5 protein-coding genes and 1 pseudogene are annotated in these 16,540 nt (G+C 69.7%); 4 read left to right on the forward strand and 2 right to left on the reverse strand.

What is annotated here, in order from left to right; genetic code table 11:
* Window positions 1–113: 113 nt before the first annotated feature.
* Complete coding sequence (locus OHB41_RS50935) at window positions 114–845, forward strand: hypothetical protein (protein ID WP_266697309.1); 732 nt, start codon at window positions 114–116, stop codon at window positions 843–845.
* Between the two features lie 133 nt (window positions 846–978).
* A complete protein-coding gene (locus tag OHB41_RS50940) occupies window positions 979–2,295 on the forward strand; it encodes an IS701 family transposase (RefSeq protein WP_266697310.1) in 1,317 nt (438 codons plus the stop codon).
* A 361-nt stretch (window positions 2,296–2,656) separates the two neighbouring features.
* On the opposite strand, the gene OHB41_RS50945 is transcribed toward OHB41_RS50940, so the two are convergent.
* Window positions 2,657–4,366 carry an IS1182 family transposase gene (locus OHB41_RS50945; protein WP_266709468.1) on the reverse strand — a complete coding sequence of 570 codons (1,710 nt, stop codon included), beginning with the start codon at window positions 4,364–4,366 and terminating at the stop codon, window positions 2,657–2,659.
* A gap of 106 nt (window positions 4,367–4,472) precedes the next feature.
* On the opposite strand from OHB41_RS50945, the pseudogene tpg reads away from it, so the two are divergent.
* A pseudogene (gene tpg, locus OHB41_RS50950) lies at window positions 4,473–4,874 on the forward strand (telomere-protecting terminal protein Tpg); the annotation flags it as partial.
* Window positions 4,875–5,348: 474 nt separating this feature from the next.
* A complete protein-coding gene (locus OHB41_RS50955) occupies window positions 5,349–5,477 on the forward strand; it encodes a hypothetical protein (protein ID WP_266709473.1) in 129 nt (42 codons plus the stop codon).
* A gap of 17 nt (window positions 5,478–5,494) precedes the next feature.
* On the opposite strand, the gene OHB41_RS50960 is transcribed toward OHB41_RS50955, so the two are convergent.
* Complete coding sequence (locus OHB41_RS50960; protein ID WP_266709475.1) at window positions 5,495–16,258, reverse strand: hypothetical protein; 10,764 nt, start codon at window positions 16,256–16,258, stop codon at window positions 5,495–5,497.
* Window positions 16,259–16,540 lie beyond the last annotated feature (282 nt).

Genomic DNA, 16,540 nt, shown 5'->3' on the forward strand with positions numbered 1-16,540 from the left:
TTGGGGAACTCCCGCTTCTCTCTCGACTTTCGACGTTTTCGCGGGTCGCTCTGGCGAGTGTGGCTGTTGGCGTTTGGGTCCTGCGGTCTTGGCGGCGGTCGTAGGGTGAGGCTGTGGATGAGCGGCTTGTAGAGCAGGTACGGCAACTGGACCAGCAGGGTCGGTCGGTGAAGGCGATTGCCAGGACGTTGGGGGTGGGCGTCAGGGATGTTGGCGGGGTGCTCAACGGTGCCGTGCAGGTCTCGGCGTCGGTGCGTGACGAGCCGCGTTGCTGGGTGAACGCCGGCTGGAGCCGCAGCGTGGATCTTGAGGGCGCGCCGCAGTGGGCGGCCTTGGACCCTGGGGCTTCTGACGCCGAGGAGGTGCGTGGCCTTGTCGCCGTGCTCGTCGCCGCGGACAGTACGCGCTCCGCGAAGGCGCAGGTCGCCGGGTTCCTGCTGGATGTGTGGTGTCTGGGGGTGAAGAACGCGCTTGCCCCGGAGTCGATGGGCGAGAGGCAACTGAGCGGGCACCGGGCGGTTTACTTCGGCGCCTTCGAGGGGCATGTGCCGGTTCCTGCCGAGCTTGCCCGCGCCCTGGTGTTCGGTGCCGCCGCCTACGCTCGCGGCCTCGGGTTCGATCCCGAGGCGGACTTCGAGGCCGCCGCCGCTGTCCTCGGTGAGCCCGCCGGTCCCTGCCCGATCCGCTTCGGCCGCGATGGCAAGCCCTTCTACGTCAACGGCCCCTATGACGATCCCGAGGCGGTGGCGCGGACGTTGCGGCGCGCCGTAGGTGACGACGGCTTCCACTGTGCCATTGCCTTCCCCGAGCAGCCGCGGCGTCGGTTGTCCTGGTCGCGCCGGTAGGCCGGACCCCGGGGCGGGGGAGCCCGGTGGCTATCACCTTGACGGGTGAGGCACCGGGTGTCCGGGCCCGTGGTGGGCGGGGCCGCGGCAGCATCGGTGGTGTGGCGACCGCGCCCGGGGAGGGATACCTGCGATGCCGACTGTGCCCGCTTCGCTGTTCGCCGTACTGGAGTTGGTACGGGGCAACTTCACCGCGCCGACGTTTCGAACCTTCACGGCGCTGGTCACGGGTCTGATCGCGCAGACCGGGCGGTGCACGGTGACCGGGATGCTCACCGGTGTCGGGTTGACGCGCGCATGGTCCCACGACCGCGCCCACACCTTCTTCTCCCGCGCCCCGTGGAACCCGGACATCCTGGGCATCTCCCTGTCCCACCTGGTCGTGCGCCAACTCCTGCCCGCAGGTGCGGTGTTGACGGTGGCGGTGGACGACACGCTGTTCAAGCGGCGCGGGAAGAAGGTCTTCGGTGCGGCCTGGCAGCACGACGGCGCGGCCACCGGACCCCGGGGTGTCGGGCGCGGGACCTGCTTCGTCGTCATCGGCCTGGTCGTCGACCTGCCCTTCCTGGCCCGGCCGGTGTGCCTTCCTGTCATGGCCCGGCTGTGGCGACCCGGGCAGGAAGGCAGCAAAGTCGACATCGCCGCGTCCATGATCCGCCTGCTGGCCGCCTGCCACCACGGCCGGCGCGTTCATGTCGTCGCGGACGCCGCCTACCACGGCAAAGCCTTACGCGATCTGCCCGCGACCTGCACCTTCACCACCCGACTGCCCGCACCCTCGGTCCTGTTCGCCCAGGCCCCGCCCAGGACCGGCAAACGCGGGCGCCCCGCGCTCAAGGGCGCGCGACTGGGCACGCCCGCCCAGCTCGCGGCCACCGCCGACTTCGCTCCCGTACAGGTCACGCGCTACCAACGTACCGAGCAGGTGCATCTGGCCGAGGTCACCTGCCTGTGGTACGGCTCCTTCCACACCCGCACCGTGCGCGTGATCCTGCTCCGCGACGACACCACCGACACCGGCTACGACCTGGCCCTGGTCACCACCGACCTGACCAGCAGCCCGGCCGAGCTGATCACCCGTTACGCGCGGCGCTGGTCGATCGAGGTCACCTTCGCCGAGGCCCGCGGCCTGCTCGGAGCCGGCCAGGCCCACAACCGCACCCGGGCCGCGGTGGAACGCACCGTGCCCTTCGCCCTGTACTGCTACACGATCACGGTCGTCTGGTACGCACTGCACGGCCACCAGCCCGGCGACGTGGCCGAGCACCGCGAGCGCGCCCCCTGGTACACCACCAAGACCGACCCGTCACTGTCCGACATGGTCGCCAAGCTCCGACGGGTGATCATCGCCGCCCGATTTATGCCCACCCGCCCAGGTCAGCCCACCGAGCAGGAAATCCGCACCGTCCAGCAGGCATGGGCCGCGGCCAGCACCGACGCCGCCGCGTGACTCCCCGAGCCTGTCAGAACGTCGAAAGTCGAGTTCTCTTGGGGACGCCGAAGAGCGCCGCCTGACCTGGACTGGTGGGGGTTTCGGTGGGGCCTGGGCAGGTACCGGTGGGGGCCGTGGTCGGGTCTGTGGTCGGCGTGCGCATACACCGGTGGGGCCTGTGGTGGGGTCTGTGGTCACCGCCCGCAGTGGAAGATTTTTTGCAGGGGTGACCATGAAGGCGACCACTGGTGTGACCTGCGGTGGTGGGGCCTGTGGTCGGGTCAAGCGGGCACGGGTGGGGGCTCGTTACCGGAAATTGATGTGCCTGGTCGGGTTGCCATGGTCGGCCCCACCACTCATGACCCTGTTGCCCATTCGGTTACGCGGCGAGGCTGAGTTCGAGTCGGGCGAGGTGGCTGGTGTGGCGGCGGTCGAGTGGCCTGCCGTTCCACCAGGCGTTCAGGCGGATAAGGTTGAGGGCGACGGCGCTGTGGACGTGCTCGAGGTGGGTCTTGGCCAGGCCGCGGTAGCGGGCCCGGCGGCTGTCGGTGACGGCGATCGCTTGTCGCATGGTGCCCTCGACACCGGCGCGTAGGGCGTATGCGTCCTGCCAGTCCCGGTCGGCCTGTTCGGCGCGTGCGGTGCGCAGGGCCTCGGTCAGCGGGCGAGGGTTCAAGGTGAGCTGCCGGAAGCCCCGGCGGCTGGTGGTGCATAACTCGCGGACCGGGCAGGGGCCGCAGGTCGGCTTGGTGAAGGTGACCACGATCATCGGGTGGCCGTGCTGGGTGCACGGGCTCCAGGAGGAGCTGGTCTGTCCCTGGGGGCATGTGACCTGCTGGTACTTCCAGTCGATGGTGAACGCGTCGGCCTGGAAGCCCTGGGCGGCGCGGGTCTGGCGGGACTGGTCGAGCAGAACCGGGGTGATCAGCGTGATGCCGTAGGTCTTGCGGGACTTCACGATCAGTTCGGCGCTGGGGTAGCCGGAGTCGAGGTAGTGCTCGCCCGGAGGCAGGCCGCGGCGCTGAAGCTGCTGGTGGATGCCGTCCAGGGCCTTGGTGTCGGGGACGGTGGAGGCGGTGGTGGCCACGTTCGTGATCAGGTTCGGGGCGGTGCGCTCCTTCTCGGGCGCATCCGTGCAGCTCTCACTCACATGCAGCTTGAACCCGTTCCAGAAGGTGTCGCGCTTGGCGGACCAGCGGGCGTCGAGGTCGTAGGGGGAAGCGATGCGCAGATGGCCGGGCGGCAGCCCGTCGCCGCCCTCCTCGGTCCTGGTGCGGCGGGCGACCGCCTCGCGTCCGTTCTGCGCGGTGGTGCGGGTGTAGTTCTGCAGCAGCACGGTGCGCAGGGTCTGCACCGCGGGCAGCTCGCGCAGCCAGGGTTCGGAGCGCGGATCGTAGACGGAGCTGAGCAGGGCGAGGCCGTCGCGGGCGTAGGTCAGCGCGAGCTGGTCGCGCTTGGTGGCGGAGGAGGGCATGCGCCAGGTGTCGATGCGGGTGTCGTAGCGACGCGACCAGCCGGGCACGTCCAGCACGCCGGCGACCCAGTGCGGGGCCGCCACCGTCAACGCCTCCACTGCCGCGCGTACCGACTCACCCGCCAGCTCCAGGCGGTTCAGGTCCCGCACCGCGGAGACGATACGGGTGGAGTCGGTGCGCTGCTTGCCCCCGGCCCCGACCAGACCCTGCGCTTTCAGACGGGTCAGCAGCAGGTCCAGGACCTTCTCCTCCAGACCGTGCTCAACTACCCGAGTGCGGAACTGGGACAGCACGGTGAAGTCGAAGCCGGTGTCTTCCAGCCCCAGCCCCAACGCGTAGGCCCACGAGAGCCGGTCACGCACCGCCTCAGCGGCCTGGCGGTCCGTCAAGTTCTCCGCCATCTGGAACACCGTCACCAACGCCAGGCGCCCCGGAGACCAACCCGCCGGCCCCGTCTTGCCGAATGCAGCCGCGAACTCCTCGTCCGGGAACAGTTCCCCGAGCCGGTCGCGCACCGCCACCGGCAACGGCACCGCGCGTCCGTAGTTCTTCGCCCGGACCGCCCGCGTCACCACGGGATCCGGCTCCGGCCACGACCGCGGCTCCAACGACACGACCACTCCCACCCCGCGACCGGGGATCAGGAAGGAACCGGCCGCAGCACCAACCGTGCCAGCACAATCAAGCCGCTGTCAGCCCACAACCCGAATGGGCAACAGGGTCGAGCGTTACGTCAAAGACCAGATCCGCCGGCCCCGCCCGGAGCTCGCCGGGCGCCTGGCGGACGCCGTCCGCGCCCGCTGGCAGCCCCGCGTCCGCGAACAGGCCCGCCGACAGGCCGCCACCACCACGGGCATCATCATCGACACCCGGGCCCGGTTCGGGTTCACCGCCGCCCCCGGCACCACCGACGACGCCCGGATCCGCCATCTCACCCTCGCCCTGCCACCCGCCTGGGCCGCCCGCCTCCCAGACGCCCAGGCTGCCGGCGCAGGCGAGAACGAGCTGCGCGCGATCACCGCCGAAGGCCTCGGGGAGACGTACTTCCGCGACGGCGGCCGCCGCGCCCAGGGCCTGATGGTGGAGTTCACCGACGTCGAACAGCTCGACTTCGACCTGTAGCAACCATCCGACCGGTCCCGGCCACCGGCTCACTGCTCTGGCCTACGAGGGTGTCTCGAGGAGCGGCAGGAGACGGGCGAGTGCCTGCTTGCAGTTTGCCGCCGTTCGCACCGGCGCCTCGTGTGCACCCAAAGGCGCGTCGGCAGGGAGCTGGGCCGACGTGTGGAAGGCCAACTCGTTGAGGGCGGCTTCCCGGGTTCCTGGGGGGAGGTCGAGCACGTCACGCTCATCGACACGGCAGCTGTAGATAGCTGCGGGGCTGATCATGGTGTGGTGTCGGCGAGATCGCTTCGGCCAGGTTCCAGCAGTTGACGTCCTCGAGCTCCATCAGCATGGCCCGAGCCATCCGCGCGAACGTCTCCCGGGTTTCGGACCGGGCGAAACAGCCGGCCACCGAGGCCGGCAAACCCTCCAACGCGAGGTCGTGGCCTTCATGGTCCACCGTGACCGATGCGGCCGTCTCGTTCTGATGTCGTGTCAGTCAACGTCATGATCAAGGCGGCCGACCTCGCGCCCGCGGCCACCCCCGTCACACCGCTGACCAGCCGTGACGAACACCGACAGAGCTGTCTACAGCTGCCGTGCATGAACCACCTCAACTGATCCACACGTTTTGACAATTACTCGGCGGTTCGGGGCCGGCCTCTCATCTGGTCCAGGATGTAGTCCTCCACCGACATGGCTTGATGCCCTGCGGTGCCGGCGTCTGCGGGCATGCCTGCGGCAGGGGCTGCGCGGGTGGCCGTGTGCGGGGGCGGGCCGCCGGCGGGCGGTGGGCCGGCCGTCCTTGTTGTGCTCTCCTCGCTCTCGTGTGTCGGGCCTGTGGCAGGGTGCGCGGCCGGCTTGTCGCCGAGGCCTTCGGGGTCCTGCCCGGCTGCCTCGTCGGCGTGCTCCCCGGGCCAGGTCGCCGCGCCGCGTGCCGGGTCCTGTTGCTGTTCTTGTTCCGGTGTGGTGATGCCGGGGCGGCTGGTCTCGGCGGCTGGCTGCTGCGCGGGCTGTGGGGTGGGGGCGCCTTGCGGGACGGAGTGGCGAGGGGTGCCTGCGGGGGTGGGGCGGGGCCGCTTTCGGACCGGTGGGGGCGAGGTGGGGGTGCGGCGGCGGCGTCGGGGGAGGCTGTGGGGCTGCGGAGGCGGGCCTGCGTCGGTGCCGTCCTGGCGTGTGTGACGTGGCTGGGGTTCCTGGTCGGGCCCGGTCCCGCTGCCGGAGGCGGTCGGTGCAGGGTTTTGCAGGACTCTGCGACGGCCGTCATTGTCGGGTTCCGACAGGTGAATTCCGTGCTGTCGCAGCAGGGCGACATCGGCCTCCGTCAGCTTCCTTTTGCCGCGCAGTATATGGTACAGAATTTTGCCGATGGGGACGGTGGAAGGGGTGTCGCTGCCAGGAACGGCAAGGACCACCTCGTCGCTTTGTTTGGGGAGTGCGTTGCTGCGGCCTTCGCCGTTGCGGTCTGCAATGCTTCGCCAGTGCACGAGACCGGCCACAAACTGTTCGATCGGCCACGCATGCCGATGCCTTTGGCCTGCCTGGCGGACCATCCTGTGGAAGCCGTCTACTTCCTCCATGTGGAGGTGGCGATTTTCCAGTCCCTCGATCAGGTAGGGAGACGCGCTTTTCGCACCCGCAATTATCAGGGTGTGTATTTTCTCACCAATGGGGAATTCTTCGTACCTGTCGGTGTTCGGGATGCGGACGCTCACCTTAGCGGCATGTGGGGGGATTTTGGTGCAGTTTTCTTCGTCGGGGCATTCAGTGTCGCGCCACGCGTCGATGGCGGCCAGGATCAGTTCATCCGTCCACTGGGTTCGGAAATTGCGCCGCTCCGTGCGGCCTTGTTGGGTTTTCTTGGCCTGCTGGCCCCGGCGCTGGCGCTGGTTCGGTTTCGGGTTTTGGTGTGGGAGTGGGGGGCCGGTGGTGGGGTGGGGTTGTGTGGGGGCTGGTTGTGGGCTGGTGGGGGTGTGGTGTCGGGCGGGCATCCAGTGGTGGGCGTGGCGTATCAGGTGGAGTGGTTGGCCGTGGGTGGGGCCGAAGGTGAGGGGCCAGGTGGTGCCGTGGGGGTCGATGTGGAGGGTGTGCAGGTGGATTCCGTAGAGGTGGGCGGCGATCACCGGGGCGATGTCGCCGGAGACGTTGTTCCAGTGGCGGGGTGTGCGGAACTGTTCGGCGATGTTCTGCCAGTCCTGCGGCAGCGCTCCGTTCGCCCGTAGGGTGGTGAAGGAGTGGACCAGGTTCTGGAAGTACTGGTTTTGGTCGGGCTCCTCGATGGGCTGGGGCGGGCGGGTGTTGGTGTCCTGACCGGGGTCGGGGTGGGTGCGGAGCCAGGCCAGGGCCGCTTGCCGGGCCTGGATGTTGATGATGGTCGGCTGGACGGTCAGCCACCAGGGTTCCTGGTCGTCCTGCTGCTGTGGTGGAAGGGCCCCCGTCCGGAGCAGGGTGTCGTGGACCCGGTCCACCTCAGCGGCGAGCTGGGCGCGGATCACCGTCACGCTTTCGGGCAGGTGGGTGTGGCCTGCTGCCTGCCCGGCCGCGATCAGGGCGTGGAAGAAGCAGTCACCGTCCGCTGGTACCTGCCACACCGTCCATCCGTGATCGTGCGCCGCTTGCTGTACCGACGAGTCGACTCTCGCCATCGCCCATATCGACCGCTGCTGCCGTTCCTGCTCGGCCGGGTTCCACCATTGTCCGTCGGGCAGATCTTGGACCGGCTCATCCGTCATCGGCACGACGCCGGTTCCGGTGGATGCAGCCGGTCCGGTGTCCTCCGGCCGGTCCGGCCCGACACGGTCGGCATGTGGGGCCGCCCCGCCGGTTCCCGCCGTCCCTGGCAGGAACGACTCACCGCTGTATCCCCGCCAGTCCAGCCAGTCCGGCCCGTCCGGCCAGTCCGGCCTGTCCAGCCCGTCCAGCCAGGCCAGCGGGTCGGCCGCGGCTGCCGCTGTGAGGGGCTCGCCGGGCAGGGAGGGGTCACCCAGCGCGAGGGGATCGAACATTCCGGCGGGCACGGCACCCCCCGGCCCCTCCACACCCGGTCCCGCCGGTGCATCGCCCATGCCGCTCGCCGGCCAGCCGCTGTCTGCGACAGAGAACGGGTCCACTTCCTGGCCCGGGCCGGCCCATGACCCCGCCACCCCCGGAACCGGTAAACCCGCTGCCGGCACCGGACCCGCCGGCTGATCGAAGCCGGGCCACCGCGCGGTTCCGTGCAGCCCGAACAACTGTGCCAGCTCGTCCGGCAGGCCCGGCAGGGCCAGCTCGTCCGGCAGGCCCGGCGGGGCCGGTTGATCGAAGTCGGGCCACTGCGCGGTTCCGTGCAGCTCGAACAACTGTGCCAGCTCGTGCGGCAGGCCCGGCGGGGCCGGCGGGGTCGGCGGGGTCGGCTGATCGGGTTGGTTCTCCAGGTGTGTGGGGGCGGCGGGAGGATTCGAGGTGGCGCCCGGGTGAGCCGATTCGGATCCCAGTGCGCGGCCTGGGTCTTGGAGGAGAGGGAAGAAGGTGTCCGGTGATGCCGCTGTGGCGGGGTGGGGGCGGGTCGGGGTGTCCGGGTCTGCCCATGGGTGCGGCATGCCCGGTTCCGGCCGGTCGCCCGATTCCGCCGGGACCTGGGCCGCACGCGCGTTCGTGGGTTCTGCGGGACGGTCCGAGGCGCCGGCTCTTTCCCCCGGGGCTGTCGAGCCGGGCATGGTGAGTGTGCGGGGATGGTCGGGGTCCGTGCCGTCAGGAACGGGGGGGTGTTCTCCGTCACGGGCCCGACCGGTGGCGGTGGGGACCGGCTTCGAGGGAGGCTGCCCAGCAGTCTGCCCCGGCTGTCCGCCCCGCTGGGTGCGGGGCTGCGCCGGCGGTTCAGGCCCGCTCTCCTGTCCGGCCCCGGCGATCACACCCCGCGCCGCCGCAGAGACAGCCGGCATCCCACGCTCCCCGTCAGCCGCTCCACCGGAAGCACCACCAGACGCCGCACCCTCCTTCTCCTTGAAAATCAGTTTCACCTTGTTGGTGCCCGTCAGGTCGGTGACGGTGATTCCGCTGTCCTTCAGAGCCTGGCGCACCCCGTCCGACACCCGCATCACGCCTTTTCTGCTGGAGTGATGGATCCACCAAGCGAGGTTGAACCCGTCGTCCGTGACGAACCGCCTGTTCTTGCTGTCTGATGAGGGTTTGGTTCCGAAGGGTTTGCTGTCGGTGACGCGTTCTCCGTTCACCGCGGGAACAAGGAACTTCCGGATCGCAGCCTCCACCTCCTCCTGACTCGCCGGCCGGCGGGAACGGGATTCTCCCTTGAAGTGGAGTTTCACCTTGTCGTCCGGCAGGTCGGTGACGGTGAATCCGCTCTCCTGCAGAGCCTGGCGCACCCCCGGCGACACCCTCACGCCTGCTTCTTGGCCGGCGCGATAGAGCCACCTAGCGAGGTTGAACCCTTCGTCCGTGACGAAACCCCTGTCCCTGCTGTCTGATGAGGGTCTGGTTCCGAAGGGTTTGCTGTCGGTGACGCGGGTTCCGTTCACCGTGGGAACAAGGAACTTCCGGATCGCATCCTCCACCTTTTCCGGACTCGGGGGCTTGCGGGAATGGGGTTCTTTCACGAAGGGGATTCTCAGCCGAGCGGTTTTTTGGAGGTGGTATTGGGAGTGGATGCGGTGGAGTTCTTGGGTGAGGGTGGGGTCGTCGATGTGGTCGAGGTGGTGGGTGGTGCGGAGGTGGTCGAGGACGCCGCCGAGGGTGGCGTTGTGGTTGTCGGGGTGATCGAGCAGTTGGAACAGGCTGGTGATGTCGTCTGTGCTGAGGGGGGGCAAGCCGGTGCGGGTCCAGGGGGTGACGGAGGGGAGGGGTGTGTTGCGCCAGGGGTACTTGGCGAGGTGGCCCAGTGCGGTGAGGGCGTGGTGGGTGGGCGGGGTGATGTGGGCGTCGACGTCGAAGGGAGTGGGCCGGGTGGTGGGCAGGACATTCTCCTGGTCCTGCCCGGTTTCTTCGTGTTGTTGTTCTTCGCTGCTGGAGTGGTTTCCGGGGGTGTGGTGGTGGGTGTGCGGGGTGGGGGCGGTTCGGGTTCCGGGCAGGGTGAGGCTGGTTGAGGGTTCGGGCAGGGCCAGGAAGGAGGTGGGGTTGGGGGTGGTGGGGTCGCCGAAGAGGTCTTCGTCGGTATCGGTGTGGGTGGGGGTTGTGGGGTGGGGGTTGTGGGGGTGTCGGGTGCCGCCGGGGAGGTGGGGTTGGGGGGTGCGTAGGTCGGGGTTTTGGGTGGCGAGGGTGTCGGCGAGGGTGCGGGCGGCGTCCTCGCCGTGGGTGTGGAGGGTGTGGGCGATCTGGGTCAGGGCGTGGTGGACGGCGTCGCGTCGGTTTTGGGTTTCGGGGTCGGTTCCGAGGAGCAGGGGTGGGCGGAGCAGGGTCCCGGCCTGGGTAAACAGGGAGGCCGGGATGGGGGTGAGGGATGTACCGGGGGTGTGTGGGGTGGGGTGGGTGGGGTGTTGGTGTGTGTCGGGTTGGTGGCTGGTGCCTGTATGGCGGGGGCTGGTTGTGTGGGTGGGGGTTGTTGTTCCGGGGTGGTTCCAGTACAGACGTCTGCGCCGGGTTGTGTCGTCGGGGTGGGGTTCCGCGGCGTGCAGGCCGGCGGCCTGCAGTTGGGTGATCTCGTGGTCCGTCAGTCCTGTCAGTCCCTGATGGCGGGCCTGGAACAGCCATGTGCCGATGGGGATGTCTGCACCGCTGGTGGTGGCGTTGTCCGTGGCGTTGTGTTCCCGGTCGGTGTTGCTCGTGTCGGTGAGGGGGGTGGGGGTGGGGTCGGTGAGGGTGATGTAGGTGCCGTCGGGGGGGATGGCGGTGCTGCGGTCCTCGCCCGCGGGGGCGGCGGCCCGCCAGGTGGCCAGGCCACGCAGGTAGACCTCCACACTCCACACCGGCACCACCGGCCCTGGCCCGGTCGTGCGCCAGAGGTGGCCGTTCTCTTCCTTGGTGGGGATACCGCGCGCTCTCAGAGCATCCGGCAGCAAAGAATCCCACTTCTTCAGCCCCTTCTGCTGCAGGTTGGAGAGCCAGTTGCCGATGGGGACGGGCCGTTCTCGGCCATCGACACCCCGGACGTGCGCGGAATCACGGAAGGGGGGGATGCCGGTTTTGTGCTTCACGTGGGCGGCACGCCACGTGTCCAAAGCCTGCAGGTACTGCTCTACCGGCCGATGAATGTTCTGGCGCTGTTCTGGGGTGGGCTTCAGTTTGTAGTGCGTCAGCGTAATGCCGCCCCTGTTTACCTCCCCTGCCTTCGCCTTCTCGAGGTTGTAGCCGAGGTTCCGCAGCCTAGCGGCCTCTCCCTCGGCCAGATCCCTCCCCTTGTGCTGCAGGTTGTGCACCCAGTCGCCGATGTGGACGTGCACGACTTCGGCGCCGGGACCGCGGAGGAGCACGGAATCACCTCGTCGGGGCAGGAGGCGGCTGCGGTCCTGGTTGGGTTCCGGTTCTTCACGCCACTGCTCCAAAGCCTGTATGTACCGCTCGATCAGCGGACGAGGCCGTCCGGGCTGGCCTTGGCGGGGTGTGCGTGTGGGGCGGGTTTTTGTGTGTGTTTCGTGGTGGGTGGCGTTAGTGGTGGTGTGGGCGGTGTTAGTGGTGGTGTGGGGGGGGGTTGGGTGGGTGGCGGGTTGGTTGTTGTGAGGGGTTGTGGCGTCGGCCAGTGCTGGGGTTGTGGCGTCGGCCAGTGCTGGGGTTGGGGTGGGGGTCAGTGCGGGGTCAGGGGCTGTGGCGTCGGCCAGTGCTGGGGCAGTGGTGGTGGGGTGGGCGGGCATCCAGTGTTCGGGTCCGTTGCCGGTTGTGCGGACGAGGTGGTGTTCGGGTGCGTTTTCGGGGCCGAAGGTGAGGGTCCAGGGGGTGTGGCCGGGGTGGATGTGGAGGGTGTGGAGTCGGATGTTGTAGTGGTGGGCGGCGAGGGTGGGGGCCAGGTCGCCGGCGACGGTGTCCCACTGGCCGGGGGTGAGCAGGCTGGTGATGACGTGTTGCCAGTCCTGCTGGTCGGGCCGGGTTTCGGCGTGGGCCTGGGAGAATTCGTTGGTGTACTGGGTGAATGCGTCTGTGCCCTGGGTGTGGCCGGCTTGGTGGGCGGCGTGGTCGGCCAGTGCGGTCAGGACCTGGGTTCGTGCGGCGGGCATCCAGGGGGCGAGGTGGGGGTGCTGAGGGTGTAGTCGCAGTTGTTGTTGGAGTGTTTCGGCGAGGGCGGCGCGTACGTCGGTGGTGTTCGCGGGCGGGCCGTCCGGTGCCTGCATGTCGCGTGCTGCGATCAGGGCGTGGAAGAAGCAGTCACCGTCTGCCGGGACCGGGTACACGGTCAGGTGGCGGGTTGCGGCCTGGTCTGACACGTACTGGGGGACCCCGGGCAGCATCCGCCCCATACCCGGTTCGTCCCGAAGGTCCCCGGCGTCCCTGCCGTCCCAGTTCCAGCTGTCCCCGCCGTCCCGGCGGTCCTGTCCGTCCTGCATCGAGTTGGCGGGGTGTGCCGGATAACTGGTCTGCGCCGGGTTGACGTGTGGTGCGGGCCGGGTGGAGGTGCCGGTCTCTGGCTGTGTGGCCGGCAGGCCGGGTGCGGGCTGGGCGTGTGGGGCGGGCGGGGCCGGCCTGTCCTGCCCGGCAGCAGCAGTGGTGGTGGTATGGCCCTGTGGGGTGGTCTGGTCCGTGCCGCCGGGCTGTGGCCGGGCCGCGGCCGGTGCTGCGGGCTCCCCTCTCCCGCGTTTTGAGGGACGTTCCTGTTCACCTGGCTGTGCGTCGTCTGCTGGCCGTGGCCTTTTCCGGCTGGGGGGTGCGGGTGTTGTGGTTGTGGTGGGTGGGGTGGGGTGGGTGGGGTGCTGGTGTGTGTCGGGCTGGTGGCTGGTGCCTGTATGGCGGGGGCTGGTTGTGTGGGTGGGGGTTGTTGTTCCGGGGTGGTCCCAGTACAGACGTCTGCGCCGGGTTGTGTCGTCGGGGTGGGGTTCCGCGGCGTGCAGGCCGGCGGCCTGCAGTTGGGTGATCTCGTGGTCCGTCAGTCCTGTCAGTCCCTGATGGCGGGCCTGGAACAGCCATGTGCCGATGGGGATGTCTGCACCGTTGGTGGTGGCGGCGTTGTCCGTGGCGTTGTGTTCCCGGCTGGTGTCGCTCGTGTCGGTGAGGGGGGTGGGGGTGGGGTCGGTGAGGGTGATGTAGGTGCCGTCGGGGGGGATGGCGGTGCTGCGGTCCTCGCCCGCGGGGGCGGCGGCACGCCAGGTGGCCAGGCCACGCAGGTAGACCTCCACACTCCACACCGGCACCACCGGCCCTGCCTCGGTCGTGCGCCGGAGAAGGCCGTTCTCTTCCTTGGTGGGGATACCGCGCGCCTTCAAAGCACCCGCCAGCAAAGAACCACCCGGCTGCACCAGCCCCATGTACTGCAGGTAGGCGAGCCATTGGCCGATGAGGACGGGCCGTTCCCGGCCATCGGCACCCCGAATGTGCACGGCTTCATCGGGTTGGGGGATGGCGGTGCTGTGGTCGGCACGCCACGTGTCCAAAGCCAGCAGGTACTGCTCGAACGGCCGGTGAATGGGCTGGCGCTGGTCTGGGGTGGGGTTCCGGGTGCTATGTGCTGTGTGCGGCTCGGCCTGGGGCAGTTCCTGCCTGGTGTTGTGAGGATGCGTGCCGTCGGTGGGTGCGCCGGTTCCCGTGCGGGTGGTGATGTGGAGGATTGCCTGTGTGATCGCGGATGCCTGGTGGTCGTGGTGGGCCCATTTCAGGTCCCCGGTCAGCTGGTTGTAGTGGGTCCGGACGGTTTCCTGGCCGGCCTGGGGCTGTCGGTGTCGGGTCAGTTGTGTGTTGACTTCGTCGGTCAGTCTGCCGAGATCCGGGGGCGTGGCCAGGTGGCTGATGTCGTTCATGTGTGGTGTCGGGCCGCCCAGGGCCTCGTACATGTTTGCCTGTTCGTCCGTGAACGCCCGGCCGAAGACCAGGCCGGCGAAGACCTCCGCGACGAACTCGCCCGGCCGTTTACCCGCGTACTTGCTGACGGTGCCGGCCAGTTCGGCCGCGGCATCCTGGAAATCTGCCCAGGTCGCATCCAGATCCTTGGCAGGGGCATGAAGGTGGTGCAGGACATGACCCAGCTCGTGCACCAGAATGGCGACGGCTTGCTCCCCTATCCGGTAGGGGTATGCCGCGAACACGCCCTCCCGGTCGGGCGCACTCCTGTGCAGGGCCGGCAGGTCCGAGGCCACGAGGAGGATGTTGGGGGCGAAGAACTCTGCGGCATTCACCCATGAGGTGTCCTCATGGATTGCCCGGTCCGCTGCGACCGTGAGGTCTCGGGTGTATTTGGGGAGGTGGACTTCGAGGTCGGGCACGGTGAACCCGCGTTGCTGGACGAGGTGGACGGCTCGCTGGAGCAGGCGCACGCGTTCGGCGTGGGCGTCGGGTGCCTCGGTCGGGTCGTGGTGCAGGGTGAGGGTCGTCCCTGCGATCGGCAGCCGAGTGACCGTGTACTGGCGGTGGGGCGTGTTGGCATCCGTGGTGCGCGAGGTGTCCGCCCGGGTGAGGTAGGAGGCCAGCTCGGGATATGTCCCGCCCATCTCACCGTGCAGGATGCGCAACTCTCTATCGCTGATGGCCTGGTCGACGCGCACCCCATAGTCCTGGAAGCTGGCAAGCCTGATGTCCCGCTTCTGCTCGGCCAGGGGCAGGAGGATCCGCTGTGCGTGCTGGGTGAGTGAGCTGTCCGGGTGCCGGTCCTGCAGCAGTGCGTGGACGGCCACGGCGCTCGAACCCAGCTCATCGGGGGCCGGCCGTACCAGGTACGGGGCCAGGGCGGGGTGGAGCTTGTCGTAGATCTCCCTCTGCTCGCTGGTCAGGGCAGGGGCTGTGGCGTCGGCCAGTGCGGGGCCAGGGGCTGGGGCTGGGGTTGGGGGTCGGGTTGTGGTGTTGTCGGCGCCGCCGAGGAGTCTGGTTTTTTCGCCGGTGAGGAGGATCTGTGCGAGGTGTTGTCCTCGTTCGCGTTGGGTGACGGGCCAGGGCTGTTTGGGCAGGTTGCGGTCGGCCTCGCGGATGGCGTCGGCGGTGGGCAGGTCCTTGGTGGGGTGGGGGGCGAGGTAGCGGAATTCGCGCCGGACTTCCTCGATCAGGAACCGGTCGTCCTGGTGTGCCGGAGCAGTGCCGGGGGAGCCGGCCGTCCCCGTCCGGGTGGGTGTTTCGGTGGCGGGGGGTGTGGAGCCGGGTGCGGGGGTGGGCGTCCGGGTGGGTGTTTGGGTGGCGGGGGGTGTGGGGGTGGACGCCGTTGCGGGCTGGGTGGGGGCTGTCGGGGTCTGGGTGGGTGGGCCGGGGGGTAGGCCGGTGTGGATCCATCGGGCGACGGCTTCGGCCTGGTGGCCGGGTGACATGGTGTGCCAGGCGGGGTCGAGGGGGTAGTCGCGGACGAGTTTCGGTGCGGGGGGCAGGTCGTGTGCCGGGTGGCCGAGGGCGGCGAGTTCGGCCCTGACGGTGCGCTCCAGCCGGTCCGCGGCGTCACGGTCGTCTGCCGCCCTGGTCCGTCCGGGTGCGCCGGGGGCGGTGCCGAGGGGGAGGTCGGTGCCGGTGAGGATCTTGTGGGCGAGGGCGGTGGCCTGGTCTGCGAGGGGCTGGGTGTGCCAGTGGTCGGCGAGGTGGTCGTAGGCGTGCGCGAAGGTTTCGGTCTTCCGTGACATCCCCGGGTGCTGTGCCCGGTGGAGCTCGACTGCGGCCAGTACCCGCAGCCGGCTCGCCCGGTCGGGGTCGTGGGCGGTGAGTTCCTGCCACCGGCTGGCCGGGAAGGGGTTGGTGCCGGTGGCGATCAGGTGTGCGAGGGCGGTCGCACGGCGCTGCACGGGCTGGGAGTCCCAGGCCGGGCCGAGGTCGTCGTAGTGCTGGGCCACGGCGGCCGAGAGCGGGCCGGTCACCGTGTGTCCCAGGCGGTGGAGTTCACCGTGGACGTGGACCTGCAGCAGGCTCGCGTCGAGGGGGGAGGCTGCTGCCAGTTCCCTCCACCGGCTCCGCCCGGCGGTGGCCTGGGCTGCGGCAGGTGCGGCGGCTGCGGCGGCTGCGGCCGTGCCGGTCCGGGCCGTGCCTGACTCGGCCGTGCCCGACTCGGCCGTGCCCGACTCGGCCGTGCCCGACTCGGCCGTGCCGGTCCGGGCCGTGCCTGACTCGGCCGTGCCCGACTCGGCCGTGTTGTTTCGGGTCGTGCCTGACTCGGTCGTGCCTGATTCGGCCGTGCCGGTCCGGGCCGTGCCTGACTCGGCCGTGCCTGATTCGGCCGTGCCGGTCCGGGCCGTGCCGGTCCGGGCCGTGCCGGTCCGGGTCGTGCCTGATTCGGCCGTGCCTGACTCGGTCGTGTTGTTTCGGGTGGAGGGGGTGGGGTGGGGGGCCTGGGCTTGTGACTGGGTTCTGGTGGGTGTGCCGGCCATGACGGCGTAGGCGTCCTCGGCGGCATGGTCGGCCGGGTGGTCCTGGGACGGTGTGGCCGTCGCCTGCCGGGTGCCGTCCCCGGCCGCGCCGGTTGTGTGGTCGGCGGTCCCGGTCCTGCGGGTGTTCCTGGCGTCCGCCCGCGGGGGCCGCTGCCCCGTCCCTTCCGCGGTCCGCTCCGTCGTTGGCTCCGCGGCCCCGTCCGCGGTCCCGTCCGCGGTCCGGTCCGCGGTCCGGTCCGCGGTCCGGTCCGTGGTCCGTTGCGTGGTCCGGTCCGTGGTGGG

Origin of the sequence: Streptomyces sp. NBC_01571, from assembly GCF_026339875.1 — a bacterium.
Taxonomy (GTDB): Bacteria; Actinomycetota; Actinomycetes; order Streptomycetales; family Streptomycetaceae; genus Streptomyces.

Coding starts and splice junctions, on each gene's coding strand:
- OHB41_RS50940 (WP_266697310.1), top strand. CDS start 979: ATGCCGACTGTGCCCGCTTCGCTGTTCGCCGTACTGGAGTTGGTACGG.
- OHB41_RS50960 (WP_266709475.1), bottom strand. CDS start 16,258: ATGGCCGGCACACCCACCAGAACCCAGTCACAAGCCCAGGCCCCCCAC.